Origin of the sequence: Pseudomonas sp., assembly GCF_035512415.1 — a bacterium.
GTDB lineage: Bacteria > Pseudomonadota > Gammaproteobacteria > Pseudomonadales > Pseudomonadaceae > Aquipseudomonas.
Window position 1 is genome coordinate 116,704 of sequence record NZ_DATKDZ010000020.1, and the last position, 22,670, is coordinate 139,373.

The following is a 22,670-nucleotide window of genomic DNA, read 5'->3' on the forward strand; positions in this document are numbered from 1 at the left end:
GTGCCACGATGAACCACGACCAAAGCATGCCGCTGCTGGACGACCAGCCGCCCGCTCAAAGCTCCTACAACCTGCGCCAGCTGCTGATCTTTCTGATCCCCTCGCTGCTCGGCGTATTGCTGTTTCTCACCCCCATCGTCTATGACGACAAGGTCACCATCGGCCTGGGCGTGATGGCCGATGCCCTGAAGACCGGGCTTAGCGCCTGGCTGCCGGCCATCGCCACCGGCCTGCTGCTGTTTTCCGCCGCCCTTGGCCTGTTCGCCAGCCTGTTCAAACCCAAGTGGCTGACCACACGCCCGACACTTAACGAGATGTTTAACCTCAGCCCGCTATGGCTCGGCCTGCGCGTGCTCGGCGCAGTGTTTGCCGCCATGACTTTCTGGCAGTTCGGCCCGGAATGGGTGTGGAACGCCAACACCGGCGGCGTGGTGCTGAAAGACCTGGCCCCGGTGCTGATCACCTTCTTCCTGGTGGCCGGGTTGATCCTGCCGCTGCTCACCGATTTCGGCCTGATGGAGTTCTGCGGCACCCTGGTGCGTAACGTATTCCGCAAGGTCTTCGGCCTGCCGGGCCGCTCGGCCATCGATGCCATCGCCAGCTGGCTCGGCTCCGGCACCGTCGGCGTGTTGATCACCGCGCAGCAGTACCAGAAGGGCTTCTACAGCGCCCGGGAAGCAGCGGTAATCGCCACCAACTTCTCGGTCGCCTCAATCGCCTTCAGCCTGCTGATCACCAGCTTTATGAAGCTCGACCACCTGTTTGTGCCCTTCTACCTGACCGTGGTGGTGGCGGGCCTGGCCGCGGCGATCATCACCCCGCGTATTCCGCCGCTGTCGTGGAAGAAGGACGACTACGTTGCCGGCGTCGGCAAGCAGATCAAGGAAGACGTACCGGCCGGCACCTCGCTGCTGCGCTGGGGCGTGCTGCAGGCAGTGAAACGCGCCAACAGCAACCCCTCGCCGGCGCAGATGGTCAAGGTCGGCGTGCATAACGTGGTGGATATCTGGCTTGGCCTGCTGCCGCTGGTAATGGCCATCGGCACCGTTTCCCTGGCGATTGCCGAGTACACGCCGATCTTCAACTGGCTGTCCGCGCCGATCGTCCCGCTGCTGGAACTGCTGCAACTGCCGGAAGCCGCCAAGGCCGCGCCGGCCATGCTGGTGGGCTTTGCCGATATGTTCCTGCCGGCGGTGCTGGGCAAGGGCATCGAGAGTGAACTGACCCGCTTCGTGGTGGCCTGCGTGTCGCTGACCCAGCTGATCTATATGTCGGAAGTCGGCGTGCTGATCATCAAGGCCAAGCTGCCGCTGAACATCCTCGAACTGTTCGCCATCTTTATCATCCGCACCCTGATCACCCTGCCGATCATCGCGCTGATGGCGCACTGGATCGTCGGTTAAATCCGCTCCCACCCCTCTCCCTCCGGGAGAGGGGCCGGGGTGAGGGTCTTCCGCTTCACACAGGATCTCACCATGACCACCTGCGGCGAATTTCTCGTCAAACAACTCGAAGCCTGGGGCGTCGACACCGTGTTCGGCATTCCCGGCGTGCACACCGTCGAGCTGTACCGCGGCCTACCGCACAGCCATATCCGCCATATCACCCCGCGTCACGAACAGGGCGCCGGCTTTATGGCCGACGGCTATGCCCGCGTCTCGGGCAAGCCGGGGGTGTGCTTTATCATCACCGGCCCGGGGATGACCAATATCCTCACCGCCATGGGCCAGGCCTACGCCGATTCGATTCCGATGCTGGTGATCTCCAGCGTCAACGAGCGCGACCGCCTCGGTTTGGGCAAGGGCTATCTGCATGAACTGCCCAACCAGCGCGCGATGACCGCCGGGGTAACGGCGTTTAGCCACACCCTGATGAGTGTCGACGAACTGCCCGCCATACTGGCCCGCGCCTTTGCGGTATTCGAAGGTGAGCGGCCGCGACCGGTGCATATCGAGTTGCCGCTGGACATTATCACCGCGCCGGCAGATCACATGCGCCTGGCGGCCAAGCCGAGCATCCAGCGCCCCTCGCCCAACCGCACGCTGATCCGTGAAGCGGCGGCCATGCTGAAAAACGCCAAGCGCCCGCTGCTGCTGCTCGGCGGTGGCTGCGTCACAGCCCAGGCCGAAGCTCGCGCCCTGGCCGTGGCCCTGGATGCGCCGACCGCACAAACCATCAATGCCAAGGGCTTGCTGCCGCCAGGCCATCCGCTGCTGCTGGGCAGCAACCAGTCGCTGGTCCCGGTGCGCGAGCTGGCGCTGGCCGCCGATGTGGTGCTGGCGATCGGCACCGAGCTGGGCGAAACCGACTACGACGTGGTGTTCGATGGCAATTTCCAGCTCGGTGGCGCGCTGATCCGCATCGATATCGACGCCCAGCAACTGCAGCGCAACTTTGCCCCCACCCTGGCCATCCAGGGCGACGCACGCCTGGCCATGCGCATGCTGCTGGCCGAATTCGACCCCGGTGAACAACGCGACAACAGCCCCGGGGCCATGCGCACCGCTGCCGTGCAGGCGCAACTGGCCGAGGACTTCAGCGGCTGGGCGCATTACCGCCAGCTGTTCGACTGCGTGCTTGAGGTGTTACCGGATGCGCGCTTTGTCGGCGACTCGACCCAGACCGTGTACAGCGGTAATCACCTGGTGGAACTGGACGGCGCGCGGCGCTGGTTTAACGCCTCCACCGGCTACGGCACCCTGGGCTACGGCCTGCCGGCGGCCATCGGTGCCAAGCTGGCCGAGCCCGCGCGACCAGTGATCAGCCTGATGGGCGATGGCGGCATCCAGTTCACCCTGCCGGAGCTGGCCAGCGCGGTGGAAGCCGGCGTCGGCATTATCGTGCTGCTGTGGAACAACGCCGGCTACGGCGAGATCAAGCGCTATATGCAGCGCCGCGATATCGAGCCTATCGGCGTGGATATCTACACCCCGGACCTGCTGGCCATCGCCCGTGGCTTCGGCTGCGCCGCCGAACGCGCCCGCGACCACGCCCACCTGAAAGAGCTGCTGCGCGACGCACCGAGCGACCGACCGCTGATTATCGAAGTGCTGGAACAAGCGCCCTTCCATCCTTCTGCTGAAGGTGACGCATGACCGCCCAACTCTTTATCGATGGCACCTGGCAACCCGCCAGCAGCGCCAGCCGCCTGCCCGTATTCAACCCCAGCACGGGCGAGCAGATCGCCAGCGTGGCCTGCGCCTCGGCGGCGGATGTTGAGCTTGCCGTGCAGGCGGCGCAGCGTGCTCTGCCGGCCTGGAGCCAACGCCCGGCCAGCGAGCGCGCGGTCTACCTACGTGCCTTCGCCGCGCAGATCGAGGCGCGCGGCCCGCAGCTGATCGAGTTGCAAATGCGCAACAGCGGCAAACCACGGCATGAGGCCGAGCTGGATATCAGCGACGCCATCGCCACCTTTGCCTACTACGCCGAACTGGCCGACGGCCTGGACGCTCGGCAGAACGCCGCCGTGGCTCTGCCGGACGACAGCTACCAGGCCTTTACCCGCCAGGAACCACTGGGCGTGGTAGGGCTGATCGTGCCGTGGAACTTCCCCCTGGTCACCAGCGCCTGGAAGCTCGCCCCGGCCCTGGCGGCGGGCTGCTGCGTGGTGCTCAAGCCGTCCGAGCTGACCCCGCTGATCGAGCTGCAACTGGGCGAGATTGCGGCAGCCATCGGCCTACCAGCAGGGGTGTTCAATCTGCTGCCGGGCGATGCCACCACCGGCGCGGCCCTGGTCGGCCACCCGCAGATCGCCAAGCTGTCGTTTACCGGCAGCAATGCGGTGGGGCGCAAGGTGATGCAGACCGCCGCCACACGCACCCTGCCGGTAGCCCTGGAGCTGGGCGGCAAATCACCGATTCTGGTATTCGCCGACAGCGACCTGGACCAGGCGGTGCAGTGGATCATCGCCGGCATCTGCTGGAACGCCGGACAGATGTGCTCGGCCACCTCGCGCCTGCTGGTCGAGGACAGCATCGCCGGTGCGCTGCTGGACAAGCTGGCCAACGCCATGGCCGCGCTCAAGGTCAGCGACCCGCAAATCGAAGGCTGCGAAATGGGCCCGATGACCAGCCAGGCGCAACTGCACAAGGTGTTGGAATATTTCGCCATTGCCGAACAGGAAGGCCTGCACTGCCTCGGCGGCGCGCGGCAACTGCCGGGACCGGGCTGGTTCGTCGCGCCCACGCTATACGCCGATGTGCCGGCCGACAGCCGCCTGTGGCGCGAGGAAATCTTCGGCCCGGTGCTCTGCAGCCGGCGCTTTAGCGATGAGGCCGATGCCCTGCAGCAAGCCAATAACTGCGACTTCGCCCTGGCCGCCACGGTGGTCAGCGCCGACCGCAACCGCGCCCTGCGCGTGGCCGCAGCGCTGGAAGCGGGGCATGTGTGGATCAACTCGGCGCAGGTGATCTACCCGCACACCTCCTGGGGCGGCGGCAAGGCCAGCGGCATCGGTCGCGAGCTAGGGCCTTGGGGGTTGTCGGCCTTTCAGCAGGTCAAACATATCACCCTGCCCGCTGCGGGCAGCTAACGAGGTCCTCGGCCGCGGAATATTGGTGCGCACAGCACACCCTCACATTCCTGCAACACATCACGACGACATGGCTTTACCATGGCTGCACCCCTGCACGTGCAACCATGGAAGCTCGCGTGACGCATCACTATGACCTGCTGTTGATCGGTGCCGGCCACGCGCACCTTGGCGTACTGCGGCGCTGGGCCCTGCTGGAGCGCCCGCCGGGGCGTATTGCCCTGCTCAGTGCCGGGCCGGCGGCCTGGTATTCGGGCATGCTGCCGGGGCTGCTGGCCGGGCGGCATCGACCGGAGGATTGCCAGGTCGAGTTGCAGGCGCTGTGTCGGGCGGCCAAGGTCGAGCTGATCGTCAGCCCGGTGGCAAGCCTGTCTGCCGCCCAGCAGCAGGTGCAGCTGGGCGATGGGCAGACTCTCAATGCCAGCTGGCTGTCGCTTAATGTCGGCGCGCAAGTTTCTGCACCACCGCAGCAGGGCGACGCCATGCAGCTGCTGGCGGTAAAACCCTTCGCGGAATTTCTCGAGGGCTGGCAGCAGTGGCAGGCCGCGCCGCAGCCCATGGCGATTCTCGGTGGCGGCGCGGCGGGGGTTGAACTGGCCCTGGCTCTCGTCGGCCAGGTGCCAAGGCTGGCACTGTTTTGCGCCGGCCATCTGCTCGATGGTTTGTCTGCCGGCGTGCGCCTGCGTGCTCTTGGCCATCTGCGCCAGCGCGGTGTCTGGGTGCGTGAGGATTGCCCGATCAGCCAGATCAAAAACGACTGCCTGTTCAGCGGCGATGAACCCGTCTGGCGCGGCCAGCGGTTGCTGCTGGCCAGCGGTGCCAAGGCCTTTGCCTGGCCAGCGCACAGTGGCCTGGGCTGCGATGAGCAGGGCTTTGTGTTGATTGCACCGACGCTGCAGAGCTACACCCACCCAACGATTTTCGCCGTAGGCGACTGCGCCAGCCTGCCTGGCGCGCGCAAGAGCGGGGTCTACTCTGTACGTCAGGGCCCGGTGCTGGCCGCCAACCTCAACGCTGCGCTGCGGGGCCTGCCGCTGCAACGCTACCGCCCGCAACGGCAGAGCCTGGCGCTGCTGGCCACCGGCGACGGCGGGGCGCTGCTGGACTGGCACGGCTACAGTGCCGGCGGTCGCTTTTACGGACGCTGGAAAGACTATCTGGACCGCGGCTTTATCCAGCGACACCGCCTTTCCGGCTAGGCGTTGTGCTACCAAAGTGCCATAGCCTTGCGACGCCAAGGGTGATCGAATCAAAAACCTCGTGAATGCTGGCCGTAAGGAGTCTCCCCCACTATGGTCTACAGATTCGCTGACAACGGCCGATCAACTGTCCAGGCACAACGCGCCTCCAGCGCGCTGCATACGACTCCCGGCCGGCTGCACGGCTACGCGCCAGCGTCTGTCCCTGGCGATGCCGGAATCAGAACAACAATAACGAGGTTGGTTATGCGCTCTGCATTTATTAGCTACCCCAAGACCTTCGCACTGCATGCTCTTGGCCTGGCCGGGCTGATGGTGCTTTACCAGCAGGTCCAGATGCCGCTGTACCTGAGCATTAGCTCCTTTATGTTGCTGGCGCTGTGGCCCTGGCTCGGGCCCTGGCAGCGCAAGGACGACAGCCAGGCGCACGCCGCCGAAGAGGGCGCGCAGTTCAACGAGCTGAGCCGCACGCTGTCCCGCCATACCTGCCATAACGCCCTGTCCGCCGCCCAGGTCTCCCACGCGGTGCAGCAACTGGCCGGCAAGCTGCAATCGCAACTGGGCGCGGTCGAGCAGATCAACCAGGCCGCCGAAGCCATCACCCAGACCGAGCAGGACAACGCCCGCCGCGCCGAGCAGACCCTGACTGCCGCGCAATCGGTGCGGCAAAACAGCGCCAGCGGCCAGAATGAGCTGCACCAGGCCATCACCGCCATGCAGCAACTCAGCACCCAAACCGCCGCCAGCCGGCAGCTGATCGACGGCCTTAGCAGCCGCACCGAGCAGATCGAAAAGGTCACCCAGGTGATCCAGTCGATTGCCAGCCAGACCAACCTGCTGGCCCTCAATGCCGCCATCGAAGCGGCCCGTGCTGGCGAGATGGGCCGCGGTTTCGCCGTGGTCGCCGATGAGGTACGCAACCTCGCCGGACGCACCAGCAGCGCCACCGAAGAGGTCGGCCAGATGGTCGCCGATATCCGTCAGCAGAGCCTGGCGGTGGTCACCCATATTCAGCAGCAGGCCGATCAACTGGACCAGGCCGCGCAGCAGATCGCCCACACCGGCGAGCAGCTGGAGGGCATCGCCGCCCTGGCCGTGGACGTCGAACAGCAGGTCGAACAGATCAACCACGGCACCGCCGAAAACCATCAGCGCCTGGCCGAACTATCGGTGGCGGTCAGCCAGCTGCGCGGCGACGTGTGCGACAGCGAAGGCCAGACCCGCCAACTCAGCCGCGCCTCCGAGCAGCTGGTGGGGCAGGCGGAAACCGTCAGCGAGCAGCTCGCCGCCGTCGGCCTGGACGACTATCACCAACGCATCTACGACCTGGCCCGCAGTGGTGCGGCGCAGATCGCTGCGCAGTTCGAGGCGGATATCCAGGCCGGCCGCATCAGCGCCAACGACCTGTTCGATCGGCATTACCAGCCGATCCCGAACAGCTTCCCGGCCAAGTTCAAGACCCGCTTTGACAGCTACGCCGACCAGGTGCTGCCGACCATTCAGGAGCCTCTGCTGAGCCAGCACGAAGGCCTGGTATTCGCCATCGCCTGCACCGCCGAAGGTTATGTGCCAACCCACAACAAAGCCTTCAACCATGCCCCCACCGGCGACCGCGCCGTGGACACCCTGAAAAGCCGCAGCAAGCGACTGTTCAACGACCGCACCGGCATCCGCTGCGGCAGCCACCAGCAACCGCTGTTGCTGCAGACCTATATGCGTGACACCGGCGAGCTGATGCACGACCTGTCGGTGCCGATCATGGTCCAGGGTCGCCACTGGGGCGGTTTGCGCCTGGGTTACAAGCCGGAGCCTTGATCGCACGCAACGCCTCGGCCAGCGGCCGAAGGCGTTGCCGTCCACAGTTCAGTGCGCTCGACCTTGGCACAACAATCTTTTGAATTATCGAGTCAGGCTGGGGTTCTTAAGCTGTAGGCCATTTATCGGCCATCCGCTTCCAAGGACACCCTATGAAAATCCTGCTGGTACTGACCTCCCACGACCAACTGGGCGACACCGGACACAAGACCGGTTTCTGGCTGGAAGAGTTCGCCTCGCCCTACTACGTGTTCAAGGATGCCGGGGCGCAGCTGACCCTGGCCTCGCCCAAGGGCGGCCAGCCGCCACTCGACCCGAAAAGTGACGCCGCTGACGCGCAAACGCCAGCCACCGAACGCTTCAAAGCCGATGTTGCAGCGCAACAGGCGCTGGCCAATACCCTGCCGTTAAGCCTGGTGCAGGCCGATGATTTCGACGCCGTGTTCTATCCCGGTGGCCATGGCCCGCTGTGGGATCTGGCCGAAGACCGCACCTCCATTGCCCTGATCGAACGCTTCCAGGCGCAGAACAAACCTGTGGCGGCGGTCTGCCACGCTCCGGGTGTGCTGCGCCATGTAAAAGCGGCCAACGGTCTGCCACTGGTTAGCGGCAAAAAGGTCACCGGCTTCAGCAATAGCGAAGAAGCCGCGGTGCAACTGACCGAGGTGGTGCCATTCCTGGTACAAGACATGCTCATCGCCAACGGCGGCCGTTACTCCAGCACAAACGACTGGCATAGCCATGTGGCGGTAGACGGCCTGCTGATCACCGGGCAAAACCCAGGTTCCTCGGATGCCACCGCCGAAGCCCTGCTGGAACTGCTGAAAAGCCGCTAAGCGCGAGTCGCTGGGGGGTTGAACGGGCGGCCTGATCTGGGTGAAAACCGGGTACCTGCCCGATTAACCCAGGCTGGCCATCAAGCGCTTATAGATGCGTGTACGCCGCGCGGTCTTGAGTTGCTCCAAGAGCAAGGCGCGCAAGGGCGAAACCTGCGCATTGGTGCGCTTGCCCCGGCTGAGCTGGCGCAGTTGGAACTTCACCGTGGCCATATAGGCCAACGAGGCAAACGCCTTGTTCTTCCAGCGAATCGGCGGCAATTCGGCACGGGCCTCGGCTTCGCCCGCCTGCCAGCGCAGTGGCAGGCGTGGCTCGATGGCCAACGCCGTACCTATCCCCGCCATGGCCACGCCGCTGGCCAGCACCTGCTCAACCACCGGCAAACGGCGGATACCGCCGGTGACCATCACCGGCATGCGCGCCGCTGCGGCGATCTCGCCGGCAAATTCCAGAAAATACGCCTCACGCGCCAAGGTGCGGCCGTCGCGGGCATCGCCCTGCATGGCCGGAGCTTCGTAGCTGCCGCCGGACAGTTCGACCAGATCGACATCCAGCTCACCGAGCATCTGCACCACGCGCTTGGCGTCGGCCGCATCAAAACCGCCACGCTGGAAGTCCGCCGAGTTGAGCTTTACCGCCACGCAGAAGCTCGGGGCCACCAAGGCGCGCACCGCCTTGACCACTTCCAGCAGCAGGCGTGCACGGTTTTCCAGCGAGCCGCCCCAGCTATCGCTGCGCTTGTTGCTGATGGGCGAAAGAAACTGGCTAAGCAGGTAGCCGTGCGCCGCGTGGATCTGCACGCCAGTAAAGCCGGCCTGTTCAGCCAGCTGCGCGGTACGCGCGAAACGCTGGATCAACTCGTGGATTTGCGCCTCATCCAGCGCCTTGGGCACGGGAAACATCTTCGACAGGCCGCCCAGTTCCAGAGGCACGGCCGAGGGCGCGACGGTCTGCTGGCCGAGGTTGGCCTGCATCTGCCGGCCGGGGTGGTTGATCTGCATCCAGAACTGCGCGCCCTGGGCACGGCCGATGCGTGCCCACTCGCGGAACTTGTCCAACTGCCGCTCATCTTCCAGCACCACGCCGCCGGGGCCGGTCATGGCGCTGCGGTCGACCATCACGTTACCGGTGAGTAACAACCCGGCACCGCCCTCGGCCCAGGCCTGGTACAGACGCAACAGCTCGGCGGAAGGGCCCTGGCTGGCGTCGGCGAGGTTCTCTTCCATCGCCGCCTTGGCGATGCGATTGGGGAGGGTGCTGCCGTTGGGCAGTTGCAGCGCTTGGAAGGCAATCATGGCGTACTCCGGGATAGCAGGTGGAGCAAGCCTAAGGTTAAAGTCAACTTTAAGGTCAATAGCCCGGAGCACAGATGATGAAAATTGGTGAACTGGCTACGCGCAGCGGTCTGGCCGCCTCGCGTATTCGCTTCTACGAAGCCAGCGGGTTGATCAACGCCCAGCGTCAGGCCAATGGCTACCGCGCGTACCCGGAGCAGGCGCTGCACACCCTCGGCATTATCAGCTGCGCCCAACAGGCCGGTTTCAGCCTGGAAGAAATCCGCCGCCTGCTGCCCGATGCCAACCGCCAGGGCGGGGCCCATGACGAGATGCTCAGCAGCCTGCAGCGCAAGATCGCTGAGATCGAAGTCATGCAGCAACGCCTGGCGCAGAACAAGGCGCAGCTGCTGAATATCATCGCCACCATCGAAAGCAAACCCGAGGGCATGGCCTGTAGTGATAACGCCGAGCGGGTACTGGCCAATCTGCGTGACACGCACGCCAGTCAGTAGGTCCATACCTGCCGTCTGCTGCCAGCGGAAGCTACTAGCCGCGCGCCTATACTCAAGCCACAGGGGGAATAACTTCGGCACTCCATTGGAGTAGGGGCTGGCACCCGGCAGGCGCGCCATCTGCAGGTTGCTGCACGTCCGTTGATGGCGTTTGCACTGTTTCGGCGGAGGCCTGCCATGTCGATTCCGCGCGTCGTTCTGCTCGCCCTGCTGCTGGCAGTGGCGGGCTGCGCCAGCGATCCGCCAGTGCCGGTTACTGCGAGTACCTGGCAGCAGGTCGACCGCGACATCAGCGCGCTGTCACGCACCGCTGCGCAGCAAGCGCGCGAGCATGCCCTGCTGTCGATGGAGCAGTGGATGGACCTGGTGTACCAACAGACCGACGAGGAATTTATCCCCTGGTTTTCCGGCTACTGGACCCAGCAGTGGATGAGCGTCAAGGTTTCCTGGTACCGCCTCAGCAGCGGTGGCGCGAAGGACCCCAGCGTCAAACGCCTGGCCCTGTACCTGCAGGAACAGTATCGCGAGCGTGTGCTGGAGCCGGTCGCCGAGAGCGACGATCCGCAGCAGATCATGGCGCGCAGCACCTGGATCTACCTCCAACATCTCGATGAAAACCTGCCACAGATTGCCCAGCAATATGACGTGCCGCGCGAGCAGTTCAACCAACGCCTGCAGGCCATTCCGGCCATCACCCAGGCACCCGGCGCATCGCTGTATGAACTGCTGCACGCCGAACCACTCGCCAAGCTGCCGGCCTATGCCGCCTTTATCGAACGCATCCGCAACGCCCCACGCGGCCTCGGTGACTGGTCGGCGGACCCAGGCATATCTGCCGTGGCGCAACACACCAGCGAACGCCTGGTGGACGACCTTGCGGTCAGCGGCGCGGCCGGTGCCGTGTCGGCGCTGATCGGCGGCCCAGTGGGTGCCACGGTCTCCCTTGGCGTGGCACTGTTTACCAACGTCTCGCGGGAAAATACGCGACCAGCCAGCGAGGCGCAGCTGCGCAAAAACCTCAACGCCGCCTTCGATGATGAGTGGCTGGAGCTGATGCGCAGCACCGAGCATGGCGTGCTGGCCGGCGTGCATCAGCTGTCCGGGCAGATCGAAAGGGGCCTCAGGGTGCCGTTTCGCTATCAACCATAAGCCTGCCTCGAGCCCATGATTGTTTAGCCAATAGCAATCTGAATATGTGAAAAACACGATTTAACCAACACTCGCCGGCGTGCGAGTCTGCCGGCATGAGTGAACCGATAGCCGACCTGCGCCGCTTTTTCCGCTTCTGCCTGTGCAAGGCCGAGAGGCGTTTTGGCCTGGATCGACTCAAGCCGCTATTACCGGAAATCCTCGCCTTCTGGGCCCTGTGGCATTGCCGCCACGCGCGCCCGCCGGATGCCCTGAGCACACGCCACTGATCGCCTCGCAGCCAGCCACGCTGGCTGCCGACCCTGTGCCCTATTCGGGCTCAGGAACCGCCAGTCGTACCCAGGAACCGCCTTATGAACGCCGTGCTAACCCCTACTGCATCCCCCGTAACGCCCGCCGCCGAGCGCTGCCCGTCCTACTACAGCGCCAGCCTCAATGAGGAAACCGACTACCCGACCCTGCAGGGTGAGGTCAGCGTCGATGTGGTGATCATCGGTGGCGGCTTTACCGGCGTGGCGTCCGCCGTGGAGCTGGCCGAGCGCGGCCTCAAGGTGGCCATCGTCGAGGCACACAAGATCGGCTGGGGCGCCACCGGGCGCAACGGCGGCCAGGTCACCGGCAGCCTGTCGGGCGATGCGGCGATGACCAAGCAGATGCGCAACACCCTCGGCGAGGAGGTTGAAGACTTTATCTGGCACCTGCGCTGGCGCGGCCACGAGATCATCAAGCAGCGGGTGGAGAAGTACGCCATCCAGTGCGACCTCAAGCACGGCCACCTGCACGCGGCGATGAAACCGGCGCATATGCAGGAACTGCAGGCCACCTACGCCGAAGCGGTACGCCGTGGCATGGGCGCTGACGTGACCCTGCTCGACCGCGATGGCGTGCGCAGCCACCTGGCCAGCGACCTCTACAGCGGCGCGCTGAAGAACACCCGCAATATGCACCTGCACCCGCTCAACCTGTGCATCGGCGAAGCCAAGGCCGCTGCCAGCCTGGGCGCGCTGATTTTCGAGCATTCGCCCGTGCTGGAGATCATCCACGGCGCCAAGCCAGCGGTGGTCACCGCTACAGGGCGGATCAACGCCAAGCAGGTGCTGCTGGCCGGCGACGTGTACCACAAGCTGGAGCCGAAAAAGCTCAAGGGCATGATCTTCCCGGCCATGGGCGGCATCGTCACCACCGCGCCGCTGGGCGAGCTGGCCAAGCAGATCAACCCGCAGGACCTGGCCGTGTACGACTGCCGCTTCGTCCTCGATTACTACCGCATGACCGCCGACGGCCGCCTGCTGTTCGGCGGTGGCTGCAACTACTCGGGGCGTGATTCGCGGGATATCGCCGCCGAGCTGCGCCCCGGCATCGAGCAGACCTTTCCGCAGCTCAAGGGCGTCGATATCGATTTCCAGTGGAGCTGCGCCATGGGCATCGTGATCAACCGCATCCCGCAGCTGGGCAAGCTCTCGGACAACGTCTGGTACTGCCAGGGCTACTCCGGCCACGGCATCGCCACCACCCACATCATGGGCGAGATCATGGCCAAGGCCCTGACCGGCACACTGCAACAGTTCGACACCTTCGCCGCCTGCAAGCAGATCAAGGTGCCGCTGGGCGATATGTTCGGCAACCCGATGCTGGCCGCCGGCATGTGGTACTACCAAATGCTGGAAAAACTGCGTTAAGACGCAGCTTCTGAGCGGCTGCGCGCCGTCTGGGTGGCGGGCGCCTCGTCACGATCATCGACAAAGGCCACCGCTGGCGAGCCATCGGCATTCAGCTGGTAGATCGCGCTCGGCTGGCCTTGCTCGTTGAAGAACACCTGGCCCAGCCCCGCGCTATTCCACAGACGTTCACCGGACTTGCTGCGTGAGGGAATGCGCGGGGTAACCTGCATACGCCGACGCGTGGTCAGCCAGTTAAGCGGCGACCAGGGCGCGTAGAGCCAGCGGTTGAGGCGGTCAAACCAGTCAAGCAGGCGCGGCGGGAATTCGTTTTTCAGGCCGCTGCTGGTGATCTGCCAGAGCTGCGGGCCGCGCTTGCGCTGGCGGATCAGCACCTCGTAGACGAACGAGTAATGCACGTCGCCGGAGAGAATCACGTAGTTACCCGGCGTACGCGAGTGGCGGAAAATATTCAGCATCACCTGCGCTGCGCCACGGTGGGCCATCCAGTTTTCCGCATCGACCATCAGCGGGTGGCCGGCCCAGCTGAAGACCTTCTGGATGGTCTCAATCAGCTTGACGCCGAACATCGGCGCGGCCGACACGATGATCGCCGACGGCTTATCCAGCAGCTCCTGCTGAAACTCGCACAGCGCCTCCCAATCCAGCAGGCCGGACGGCCGCTTGAGGTTACGCTCGCTGCGCCAACGCCGGGTGCGCGTATCCAGCACCACCAGCGCCGGCGTGGTCGGCAGCACGAACTGCCACTGGTGAAAGCTCAGCAGCTCGTCGATCAGCGCGTCCTGCGGCGGGCTGTGCATATGGTTGGCGGCATCGCGCCCCTCGGTCATCGCACGGATCATCTGCAGCGGCTTGGCGAACACGCCTGGATTGTTGCCCCAGCCCTGACACAGCAGGTAGGCGATCAGTGCATTGCCGATGATGCGTTTGGAAAACGGGTGACCGTAAGCGGTTTCTTCCCACTGCGCGGAGAGATTCCAGTCATCGGTGACGTCGTGATCATCGAAGATCATCAGCGTCGGCAAGTGGGCGAGGGCGCGAGCGACCTGGCCCAGGCCACCGCGAAACGCTTCAATGCGCCCACGCTCGGCCTGATAGCGCGGCACCTCCTCGGCGCTCAGCGCCGGCATTTCGGCATCCAGCAGGGTCCAGGGCACGGGCGACCAGGCCAGCAGGTACATGGCCAGCACTTCGGCGCAGGTCACTAGGTGGTTGTCGGCGCTGCTGGTGGTGAATACCGGCTTCTCCACACCGCCGAAAAAGCGCTCGCGCAGGGTGTCGTTGCTCTTCAGCGCCGGCAGCAGCTCGGCGCGCTGGTAGTAGCTGGCCGGGTGCTGGTACAGCGCAGTGCTGTCATCGACCACCGCGCCTTCCAGGTGCTCGCCAAACAAGCCAAGACGCTCGATCACCTGATGAATCGCCCGCAGCATCGGCCCGCTGACATCATCGGCGTAAATCTGGTCGCCGCTCATCAGCAGCAACGCTGGGCGCTGCTCGGGGGCGTGCGCTTCGGCCAGCAGGCGGTCGGCGCAGAGCAGGCCATCGGCCGCCGGGTGATGCGGTTTGCGGCAGGAGCCGTGAAGCAGATGATCGAGCTGCGCGCGCAGAACGAAATTGGCCTGGGTCGCGCCGTCATACAGCAGGTGCGGTGCCCAGTCGGCGATGCCCAACGCGGCCTGGCCGGGCTGCTCGATCAGCAGGTCGTAATCAATCTGCACATCGCAGGGCAGCGGGGCGTCGAGCGTCAGATCAATCAGGTGGATAAACGCCTGCTCACCGATCTGGATGACCTGGCAGCTGTCGCCCGTCAGCGGCAAGCGCTGCGGCTCTGGCGCTTCTCCATGGCTCAGCTGCAGGCTAAGCGACAACGGCTGGCTGCCGACCAGCCAGAGCACCAGACGCTGCGGCTCCATGCGGCGCAGCAGCGGGCCGGCCAGCATCAGGGGCAGGTCATCGTGGGCAACAGTGGCAGGTTTCGACATCAGAACATCGGGCTCGTACGGCATGCAGGTCGGCAATAGAGCGCCATTCTGCGCCACAGGTTCACTCTTTGCAGCCTGCCAGACCGCTTTGGCTTACTGCGCCGCCTGACGCAGGCGTGGCAGATCGAGGATTTCGATCTCGCCATAGGTCAGACGCACAATGCCCTGGCCTTCCAGCTCCTTGAGGATCTGGTTGGTGGTCTGCCGGGAGATCGCCAGCATCAGCGCCAGCTGCTCCTGGGGCAGATGGATAACCCGGCGCGGTTCGCCTTCGCCGTAGTTCTCGGCAATCATCAGCAGCCGCCGAGCCAGGCGCGGAGCGGCGGGCAGCAGGCTCATCTCTTCCAGGGCGATAAACGCCAGGCGCAGCTTGTGGCTCATCAGCAGGGCGAAGTCGCGCCAGTACTGCGGCTGTTGCTCGAGCAGCGCCAGCAGCGGCGTCTGCGGCACCAGCAGCAGGGTGGTGGGGCCTTCGGCAAAGGCATCGTGGGTGCGCGGCTGGCCGTCAAACAGGGAAATCTCGCCAAACCAGTAGGGCGGCTCGACCAGGGTCAGCAGCGCCTCCTTGCCCTGCGCACTCACCGCGCCGATGCGCATGCCGCCCTCGACCACCGCATACAGGCCGCAGGGCTTATCACCGCGGCGAAACAGCACCTGACCGGGTGCCAGTTGCTGCACCTGGGCGGCGGCCAGCAGCGCTTCCTGCAAGGCATCGGGCAGGGCGTTGAACCAGTGGCCCTGACGCAGACGCGCCTGATAGGTCTGGGCAGCGTTCATCGGCGGCTCCCGCAGCAGCGGCTGCCGCTTTGTCGGCTAGCTGACAGAGCGGTGTGCGGGCGCGGGTTCATGCTGACCACCTGTCTTGCATAAGGAAAATAATAATGAAAACCCTGGTCGACCATCTGGCTCAATACGCGGCGTATCACCGCGACCAACGCAATATTCTCAGCCACTTTATCGGTATTCCACTGATCGTTGTGGCGGTAGCCGTGCTGCTGTCACGCCCAGGCTTCGAGATGCTCGGCATGTGGCTTTCCCCAGCCCTGCTAGTGGCCCTGGCTGCGGGGGCCTTCTACCTGCGCCTGGACCTGCGCTTCGGCCTGTTGATGGCGCTGCTGCTGGTACTCAGCCTGTGGGCGGCCGCGGGCCTGGCCGTGCAATCGACGGCGGTATGGTTAAGCAGCGGCATCGGCCTGTTTGTGATCGGCTGGATCATCCAGTTTGTCGGCCATCACTACGAAGGGCGCAAACCGGCGTTTGTCGATGACGTAATGGGCCTGGTGATCGGCCCACTGTTCGTCGCCGCCGAAGCGGCCTTCCTGCTGGGCCTGCGCAAAGAGGCTGAACAGGCCATAGTCGAACGTGCGGGCCCGACTTGTATTCGCGAGAAGAAAGCTACTGCTTGATCGATTCACGCCTAGAACGTATTCAAGATCTCGCGAGCTAGAGTCCTGCAAGGCAAAAACAGGCGAGGAAGCGGAGTGTACTTTTGTACATGAGCATTCCGAGCCTGTTTTTAACGCAGCAGGGCCGACGCGCAGCAGATCGAAGACGGACTTAGTACATCGCCATCCATTGCTCGGTAAAGGAGCGAGTATGGCGATACACGGTGATAGGCGCGAAGGGGCGGCCGGAGGCGCTTTGCAGGGCGCTGCTCTGGCTGTTCAGGTCGTTTAGCGCGGCCTTGAGGTATTCCCAGCGGGTTTTCAGCTTACCCACCCCGGCGTTGCTTTTCGGGTCGAGGGCCGCCAGCTGGCTGTCCACGGCGGGCACCAGCTTGCGTTCGTCCTGGCCGAGGTAGGTATCGGTCTGCTCGCGGGCGATCTCGAAGTTGCCGAAGTAGGAACGGCTGAGGTACTGCACCGAGAGGTATTCGAGCTTGGCAGCCAGCTCGCTATCCTCGGCGGGTGCCAGCTTGCGGGTTTCATCCAGCACCCCGAGCAGGGCCTTGCTCAACTCTTCCGGGTAGCGCCAGGGCATATCATCCTCGCCCGGGCCGAAGGACACGCCACGGCGAATCTGCACCACCAAGTCCTGATGGGCAGTGCGCAAAGCATCGGAGCCTTGCGGCAAAAGTTGCACTGCGGCCGCCAGAGCCTGCAGATCGAGTTCGAGAGCCTCCTGGTGTTTCTTTTGGAAACCTTCACCACGTAACAGCATCAGGCTACTGGTGGCTCGGCTGGCCTGCACCTGCACCTGTTCCTGAGGGCTGACAGCCTCGGCGTAGGCCAGCGGGGCAAGCCCGGCAAAGAGCCCAATGGACCAGACAAACAGATTGCGAAACAACGACTTAAGACGCATTCCCGGGGTGCTCCTTATTATTTTTTTATGCAATACAGATGGAGTCTTTATTCATCTATAGCGCAAGCCTAGGGTACTACGCCAGCGTCCCCGTGAAAGTAGCCTTAAGAGTGATTTCAGCCTGAGGCTTGCCGCTGCCCCGTCCGGGGTCTGAAATACCGAGTTTCAGGGCGAGCCAGGCCTCTGCGCAGGGGGCTCGTCCAGCTCGGCCTGCAGCCAACTGACGAAGGCCTGGGTCAGGCGCTGGCGGCGTTTGCGTTCGGGCAGCACCAGGTAATAGCCAAACTCGGAGTGGGCGACCTCGCTGCCCAGGCGACAGAGCAGGCGCTGCGCCAGCAGTTCGTCGACCAGGTGCCGCCAGCCGATCGCCACACCCTGGCCGGCAATCGCCGCCTGGATCAACAGGGTGTAATTGTCGAAGCGCAGACTGCCCGGGCTAGGGGTTTCGGCAAGGCCGAAGGCACGGAACAGGCCGGCCCAGTCGTACCAGCGCGAACGGTTTTCCGGGCGCAGGTGCAACAGCGGCAGACCGACCAGCGCAGCGGAAGACAAGGGCAGCGTCTGGCCCTCGAGCAGCCCGGGGCTGCACACAGGAAAGACCTCTTCGCGAAACAGCAACTGCGCTTCGGCATGCTTGAAGCGGCCATCGCCGAAGTTGATCGCCACGTCGATTTCCGCCGGCAGCGCGCCGTGGTCGCGCTCGCTGGTGATCAGGCTGACGTCCACCTCAGGGTGCAGCCGGTGAAAGCGCGGCAGCCGCGGCATCAACCAGTAGGCGGCGAAGGCGAAGTCGGTGGCCACCTGCAGCACCTCATGCTGTTGCTGCGCAGTAACCGCCGCCAGGCCGGCGTCCAGGCTGTGCAGGCCGTCCTGCACATAACGCAGCAGCAACTCGCCGGCCTCGGTGAGGGCGATGCCGCGATAGACCCGGTCGAACAGACGGGCCGCCAGCTGTTGCTCCAGACGCTTGATCTGCTGACTGATAGCCGGCTGGCTGCTGCCCAGCTCGCGCGCGGCCGCGGTAAAGCTCAGCTGACGGGCCGCGGACTCGAACACCCGCAAGCTATCCAGGGACAGTCCATCGATGTGCTTAAACATAAGCTGTGGTTATCCGAGTCATGTATCTGCAGCGGGTTTACCGCTTAGTTAGATGGCCTGATGATCGATACAGCACTTTCGCATAAATCTTTTATATGGAATACCGGCTGCCATGAAACGCCCGAACATCCTCTTTATCATGGCCGACCAGATGGCTGCGCCGATCCTGCCGCTGCACGATGCCGCCTCGCCGGTGCAGATGCCCAACCTGATGAAGCTGGCCGAACAGGCCGTGGTGTTCGATGCCGCCTACTGCAACAGCCCGCTCTGCGCGCCGTCGCGCTTTACCCTGGTCAGCGGCCAGCTGCCGTCGAAGATCGGTGCCTATGACAATGCCGCGGACTTTCCCGCCGACGTGCCGACCTACGCCCACTACCTGCGCCGCCTCGGTTACCGCACCGCGCTGTCGGGCAAGATGCACTTCTGCGGCCCGGACCAGCTGCACGGCTACGAGGAGCGCCTGACCAGCGATATCTACCCGGCCGACTATGGCTGGGCGGTGAACTGGGACGAGCCCGAGGTGCGCGCCAGCTGGTACCACAATATGTCCTCGGTGTTGCAGGCAGGCCCCTGCGTGCGCAGCAACCAGCTGGATTTCGACGAGGAGGTGGTGTTCAAGGCCCGCCAGTATCTCTACGACCAAGTGCGCATAAGCCCGGATCAGCCGTTCTGCCTGACCGTGTCGATGACCCACCCGCACGACCCCTATACCATCCCGGCCGAATACTGGGATCGCTACCAGGGCGTGGATATCCCCATGCCGCGCCAAACCCTCGATCAGGCCGAGCAGGACCCGCATTCGCAGCGCCTGCTCAAAGTCATCGACCTGTGGGACAAGCCGCTGCCCGAGGCCAAGATCCGCGATGCCCGGCGTGCCTACTTCGGGGCCTGCAGTTATATCGACGACAATATCGGCAAGCTGCTGAAGACCCTGGAGGAGTGCGGCCTGAGCGAGGACACCATCGTGGTGTTCTCCGGTGACCACGGCGACATGCTTGGCGAGCGCGGCCTCTGGTACAAGATGCACTGGTTCGAGATGGCCGCCCGGGTGCCGCTGCTGGTGCATGCGCCCAAGCAGTTCGCCGCGCGCCGGGTCAGCCAGTGCGTGTCGACCATGGACCTGCTGCCGACCCTGGTGGAGCTGGCCGGCGGCGCGGTCGAGGCGAACCTGGCGCTGGATGGCCGTTCTTTGCTGAGCCATCTGCAGGGCAACGGCGGGCATGACCAGGTACTCGGCGAATATATGGCCGAGGGCAGCACCGGCCCGCTGATGATGATCCGCCGCGGCGAGTGGAAGTTCATCTACTCCGAGCAGGACCCGCTGCTGCTGTTCAACCTGCGCCACGACCCGCAGGAGCGCGAGAACCTGGCCGACTCAGTGGAGCACCAGGGCGTACTCGGCGAACTGCTCGCCGAAGCGCGGGCGCGCTGGGATATGCCGGCGATCCATGCCGCCACCCTGGCCAGCCAGCGTCGTCGCCGCCTGGTCGCCGCGGCCCTGAGCCAGGGCAAGCTAAGCAGCTGGGATCACCAGCCCTGGGTCGACGCCAGCCAGCAGTACATGCGCAACCATATCGACCTCGACGATCTGGAACGTCGCGCCCGCTACCCACAGGTTTGCAGCACTGTCGCCCACGACTAATCAGAACAAAGGAGAAACCCCATGAACAGATTCAGCGTGCTACTACTCGCCGGAGCCCTGAGCAGCGCCGCTAACGCCCTGGCCGAAGACGCGGCCTGCGCCACGGTCAAGCTGGGCGACCCGGGCTGGAGCGATATCGCCGTAACCAATGGCATCGCCAGCTTTCTGCTCGACGGCCTGGGCTATCAGGTGCAGACCCAGACCCTGGCCGTACCGATCATCTTCGCCGGGCTGCAGAAGGGCCAGGTCGATGCGTTTCTCGGCAACTGGATGCCGGCGCAGCAGAGCAACTACGACAAGTTCGTCGCCACGGGCGAAGTCGACCAGCTGGCGGAAAACCTCGGCGGCACCGAATACACCCTGGCCGTACCGGCTTACGCCTATGACGCCGGGGTGAAGACCTTCGCCGACCTCGACGCGCATGCCGACAAGTTCGCGCACAAACTCTACGGCATCGCCTCCGGCGCGCCGGCCAACGAGTCGATCAAGCAGATGATCGCCGCCGACGAGTTCGGTCTGGGCGACTGGCGGCTGGTGGAATCCAGCGAGCAGGCCATGCTGGTGCAAGTGGGCCGGGCAGTGAAGCGCGAGCAGTTCGTGGTGTTTCTCGGCTGGACCCCGCACCCGATGAACGTGCAGTACGACATGCGCTACCTCAAGGGCGGCGAGCAGTACTTCGGCGCCAGTGGCCAGGTCAACACCCTGGCCCGCAAGGGCTATGCCGCGCAGTGCCCGAATGTCGGCAAGCTGCTGAGCAACCTGACCTTCACCCAGGAGATGGAGAACGCCATCATGGACCAGGTGCTAAGCAAGCAGGCGAGCAATGCCGAGGCGGTCAAGGCCTGGCTGCAAGCCAACCCGGCGGTACTCGACGCTTGGCTGCAGGGCGTACAGCGCCGCGACGGCGGTGACGCGCTGGCAGCAATCAAGGCCAGGCTTTGAACTGACCCGCCGGATTCCGTAAGGTGGGCGGGCTGCCTGCGCCACCGCCCGGAGTCGCAGCTGCGGCTGCCCATTCGCCTGCAAAAGAATCCGCCCGATGCCACTACCCAACCGCCAGACCCTGTTGCCGTTTCTGCGCTGGCTGCCCAACTGCAGCAGACGCAGCCTCGGCCAGGATCTGCTGGTAGGCCTGAGCGGGGCCATCCTGGCCCTGCCGCAATCCATCGCCTACGCCCTGATCGCCGGTCTGCCGCCGGAATACGGCCTGTATGCGGCCATAGTGCCGGTGATCATCGCCAGCCTGTGGGGCTCTTCCTGGCATCTGATCTGCGGCCCGACCGCGGCCATTTCCATCGTCCTGTTCAGCAGCGTCAGCCCCATGGCGGCCCCAGGCAGCGATGACTTTATCGCCCTGATCCTGCTGCTGAGCTTTCTCGCCGGGCTGTTTCAGTGGCTGCTCGGCCTGCTGCGCTTCGGCGCGCTGGTGAACTTCGTCTCGCATTCGGTGGTGCTCGGCTTCACCCTCGGTGCGGCCCTGGTGATTGCCCTGGGGCAACTGCCCAACCTGCTCGGCATCAGCGTGCCAAGCCAGGCCACGGCCCTGGCGAGCCTGCTGAATATTGGCGAACACCTGCTGGAAAGCGACTGGCGCAGCCTGGCGGTGGCGCTGTTTACCCTGGCCGTGAGCCTGCTCAGCAAACGCCTATGGCCGCGCTCGCCGGCCCTACTGCTGGGTCTGGTCGCCGCCAGCCTGCTGGTGCTGGCCTGGCCCGCGCAGCTGGGCAATATCGCTCTGGTCAGCAGCTTCGAGGGCCAGCTGCCGCCGTTCAACCTGCTGCAGTTCGAGCTGGCGAATATCCTTGAGCTGCTGCCGGCGGCGGTGGCCTGCGGCATGCTCGGCCTGGTCACCAGCCTGTCGATCACCCGTGCCCTGGCCAGCAAATCCCAGCAGCTGCTCGACGCCAACCAGGAGGTGCGCGCCCAAGGCCTGTCGAACCTGATCGGGCCCTGGTTCGGTGGCTCGCTGTCGGCCGGTTCCTTCACTCGTTCGGCGTTGAACCTGCAGGCCGGGGCCTGCTCGCCCATGGCCGGGGTGTTTTCCGCCCTGCTGGTGGCGCTGTTCGCCCTGTTCGGCAGCCGCCTGCTCGCCCATGTGCCGCTGCCCGGCATGGCCGCGGGGATCCTGCTGATCTGCTGGGGGTTGGTGGATATCGCCGGCGTGCGCGCGCTGCTGCGGGTCAGCCGGGCAGAGTTCGTGGTGATGCTGCTGACCCTGCTCGCCACCCTGCTGCTGGAACTGCAGACGGCGATCTACGCCGGGGTTCTCGCATCGCTGTTCTTCTACCTCAAGCGCACCTCACAGCCGCGCATCCGCTGCTGGCAGGAGGACGGTCAGGAGCTGCTGCGGATCGAGGGCTCGATCTTCTTCGGGGCCTGCCATTACCTGCAGCAGGTTATCCAGCGCAACCGCAGCGAGCGGGTGATCATCGACGCCCAGCACATCAACTTTATCGATTACGCCGGGGTCGCCATGCTCCATCAGGAAGCCCGCCGCCTGCAGGTGCAGCAGCGCAGCCTGACCCTGCGCCGGGCGCGACCGCATGTGATCGAAGAAATCCACAAGCTTGAAGGGGCCGAACACTGCCCCGTGCAGTTCGAGGATTAGCGCCTTCTGGCAGAACAGAGTGGCGCAAACAATCAGCCGG

At 64.7% G+C, this 22,670-nt stretch carries 19 protein-coding genes; 14 read left to right on the top strand and 5 right to left on the bottom strand.

Going from position 1 to position 22,670, the window contains the following annotated elements; genetic code table 11:
• Window positions 1-8 precede the first annotated feature (8 nt).
• The 6 genes from VMP31_RS10470 to VMP31_RS10495 all read left to right on the top strand — a co-directional run bounded on the left by VMP31_RS10470 (window position 9) and on the right by VMP31_RS10495 (window position 8,381).
• Window positions 9-1,403 (top strand): YjiH family protein, encoded by a 1,395-nt coding sequence (locus VMP31_RS10470; protein WP_325506794.1) that lies wholly within the window; start codon window positions 9-11, stop codon window positions 1,401-1,403.
• A gap of 72 nt (window positions 1,404-1,475) precedes the next feature.
• Entirely contained in the window at window positions 1,476-3,095 is a 1,620-nt protein-coding gene (locus tag VMP31_RS10475) for a 5-guanidino-2-oxopentanoate decarboxylase (RefSeq protein WP_325506796.1), read from the top strand.
• The gene (locus VMP31_RS10480) at window positions 3,092-4,531 is read left to right on the top strand and encodes an aldehyde dehydrogenase family protein (RefSeq protein ID WP_325506798.1); all 1,440 of its coding nucleotides are present in this window, start codon (window positions 3,092-3,094) and stop codon (window positions 4,529-4,531) included. The genes VMP31_RS10475 and VMP31_RS10480 overlap by 4 nt, the downstream gene beginning before the upstream one ends.
• Window positions 4,532-4,650: 119 nt before the next feature.
• On the top strand, window positions 4,651-5,730 hold the full coding sequence (locus tag VMP31_RS10485) for an FAD-dependent oxidoreductase (RefSeq protein WP_325506799.1): 1,080 nt from the start codon (window positions 4,651-4,653) through the stop codon (window positions 5,728-5,730).
• Between the two features lie 366 nt (window positions 5,731-6,096).
• Complete coding sequence (locus tag VMP31_RS10490) at window positions 6,097-7,545, top strand: methyl-accepting chemotaxis protein (RefSeq protein WP_414705449.1); 1,449 nt, start codon at window positions 6,097-6,099, stop codon at window positions 7,543-7,545.
• 152 nt (window positions 7,546-7,697) lie between these two features.
• Window positions 7,698-8,381, top strand: a complete 684-nt coding sequence (locus VMP31_RS10495; protein WP_325506803.1) for a type 1 glutamine amidotransferase domain-containing protein — start codon at window positions 7,698-7,700, stop codon at window positions 8,379-8,381.
• Between the two features lie 63 nt (window positions 8,382-8,444).
• Here the strand turns inward: VMP31_RS10495 and VMP31_RS10500 are convergent, their stop codons facing one another.
• Window positions 8,445-9,677 carry an NADH:flavin oxidoreductase/NADH oxidase family protein gene (locus VMP31_RS10500; RefSeq protein WP_325506805.1) on the bottom strand — a complete coding sequence of 411 codons (1,233 nt, stop codon included), beginning with the start codon at window positions 9,675-9,677 and terminating at the stop codon, window positions 8,445-8,447.
• A 77-nt stretch (window positions 9,678-9,754) separates the two neighbouring features.
• Here VMP31_RS10500 and VMP31_RS10505 point away from each other — a divergent pair, with 77 nt between their 5' ends.
• The 4 genes from VMP31_RS10505 (at window position 9,755) to VMP31_RS10520 (ending at window position 12,999) form a co-directional block, all read left to right on the top strand.
• The gene (locus tag VMP31_RS10505; protein ID WP_325506934.1) at window positions 9,755-10,171 is read left to right on the top strand and encodes a MerR family transcriptional regulator; all 417 of its coding nucleotides are present in this window, start codon (window positions 9,755-9,757) and stop codon (window positions 10,169-10,171) included.
• 177 nt (window positions 10,172-10,348) lie between these two features.
• The gene (locus VMP31_RS10510; protein ID WP_325506807.1) at window positions 10,349-11,320 is read left to right on the top strand and encodes a hypothetical protein; all 972 of its coding nucleotides are present in this window, start codon (window positions 10,349-10,351) and stop codon (window positions 11,318-11,320) included.
• Between the two features lie 95 nt (window positions 11,321-11,415).
• Window positions 11,416-11,589 carry a hypothetical protein gene (locus tag VMP31_RS10515; RefSeq protein ID WP_325506809.1) on the top strand — a complete coding sequence of 58 codons (174 nt, stop codon included), beginning with the start codon at window positions 11,416-11,418 and terminating at the stop codon, window positions 11,587-11,589.
• 84 nt (window positions 11,590-11,673) lie between these two features.
• Window positions 11,674-12,999 (top strand): FAD-binding oxidoreductase, encoded by a 1,326-nt coding sequence (locus VMP31_RS10520; protein WP_325506811.1) that lies wholly within the window; start codon window positions 11,674-11,676, stop codon window positions 12,997-12,999.
• Here VMP31_RS10520 and VMP31_RS10525 read toward each other — a convergent pair.
• A complete protein-coding gene (locus VMP31_RS10525; RefSeq protein WP_325506813.1) occupies window positions 12,996-14,981 on the bottom strand; it encodes an alkaline phosphatase D family protein in 1,986 nt (661 codons plus the stop codon). The genes VMP31_RS10520 and VMP31_RS10525 overlap by 4 nt on opposite strands.
• Before the next feature lie 93 nt (window positions 14,982-15,074).
• Window positions 15,075-15,758, bottom strand: coding sequence for a Crp/Fnr family transcriptional regulator (locus tag VMP31_RS10530; RefSeq protein ID WP_325506815.1), 684 nt, complete (start codon window positions 15,756-15,758; stop codon window positions 15,075-15,077).
• A 104-nt stretch (window positions 15,759-15,862) separates the two neighbouring features.
• On the opposite strand from VMP31_RS10530, the gene VMP31_RS10535 reads away from it, so the two are divergent.
• Complete coding sequence (locus tag VMP31_RS10535; RefSeq protein WP_325506817.1) at window positions 15,863-16,387, top strand: DUF962 domain-containing protein; 525 nt, start codon at window positions 15,863-15,865, stop codon at window positions 16,385-16,387.
• 151 nt (window positions 16,388-16,538) lie between these two features.
• Here VMP31_RS10535 and VMP31_RS10540 read toward each other — a convergent pair whose 3' ends face one another.
• The gene (locus VMP31_RS10540; protein WP_325506819.1) at window positions 16,539-17,282 is read right to left on the bottom strand and encodes a hypothetical protein; all 744 of its coding nucleotides are present in this window, start codon (window positions 17,280-17,282) and stop codon (window positions 16,539-16,541) included.
• Window positions 17,283-17,447: 165 nt separating this feature from the next.
• Window positions 17,448-18,380: a choline sulfate utilization transcriptional regulator gene (locus tag VMP31_RS10545; RefSeq protein WP_325506821.1), complete on the bottom strand. Its 933-nt coding sequence runs from the start codon at window positions 18,378-18,380 to the stop codon at window positions 17,448-17,450.
• A gap of 112 nt (window positions 18,381-18,492) precedes the next feature.
• On the opposite strand from VMP31_RS10545, the gene betC reads away from it, so the two are divergent.
• From betC to VMP31_RS10560, 3 genes are all read left to right on the top strand, one after another.
• Window positions 18,493-20,022: a choline-sulfatase gene (gene betC / locus VMP31_RS10550; protein ID WP_325506823.1), complete on the top strand. Its 1,530-nt coding sequence runs from the start codon at window positions 18,493-18,495 to the stop codon at window positions 20,020-20,022.
• 21 nt (window positions 20,023-20,043) lie between these two features.
• Window positions 20,044-20,964 carry a choline ABC transporter substrate-binding protein gene (choX, locus tag VMP31_RS10555; protein ID WP_325506825.1) on the top strand — a complete coding sequence of 307 codons (921 nt, stop codon included), beginning with the start codon at window positions 20,044-20,046 and terminating at the stop codon, window positions 20,962-20,964.
• A gap of 97 nt (window positions 20,965-21,061) precedes the next feature.
• Window positions 21,062-22,630 carry a SulP family inorganic anion transporter gene (locus VMP31_RS10560; protein ID WP_325506826.1) on the top strand — a complete coding sequence of 523 codons (1,569 nt, stop codon included), beginning with the start codon at window positions 21,062-21,064 and terminating at the stop codon, window positions 22,628-22,630.
• Window positions 22,631-22,670: the final 40 nt, after the last annotated feature.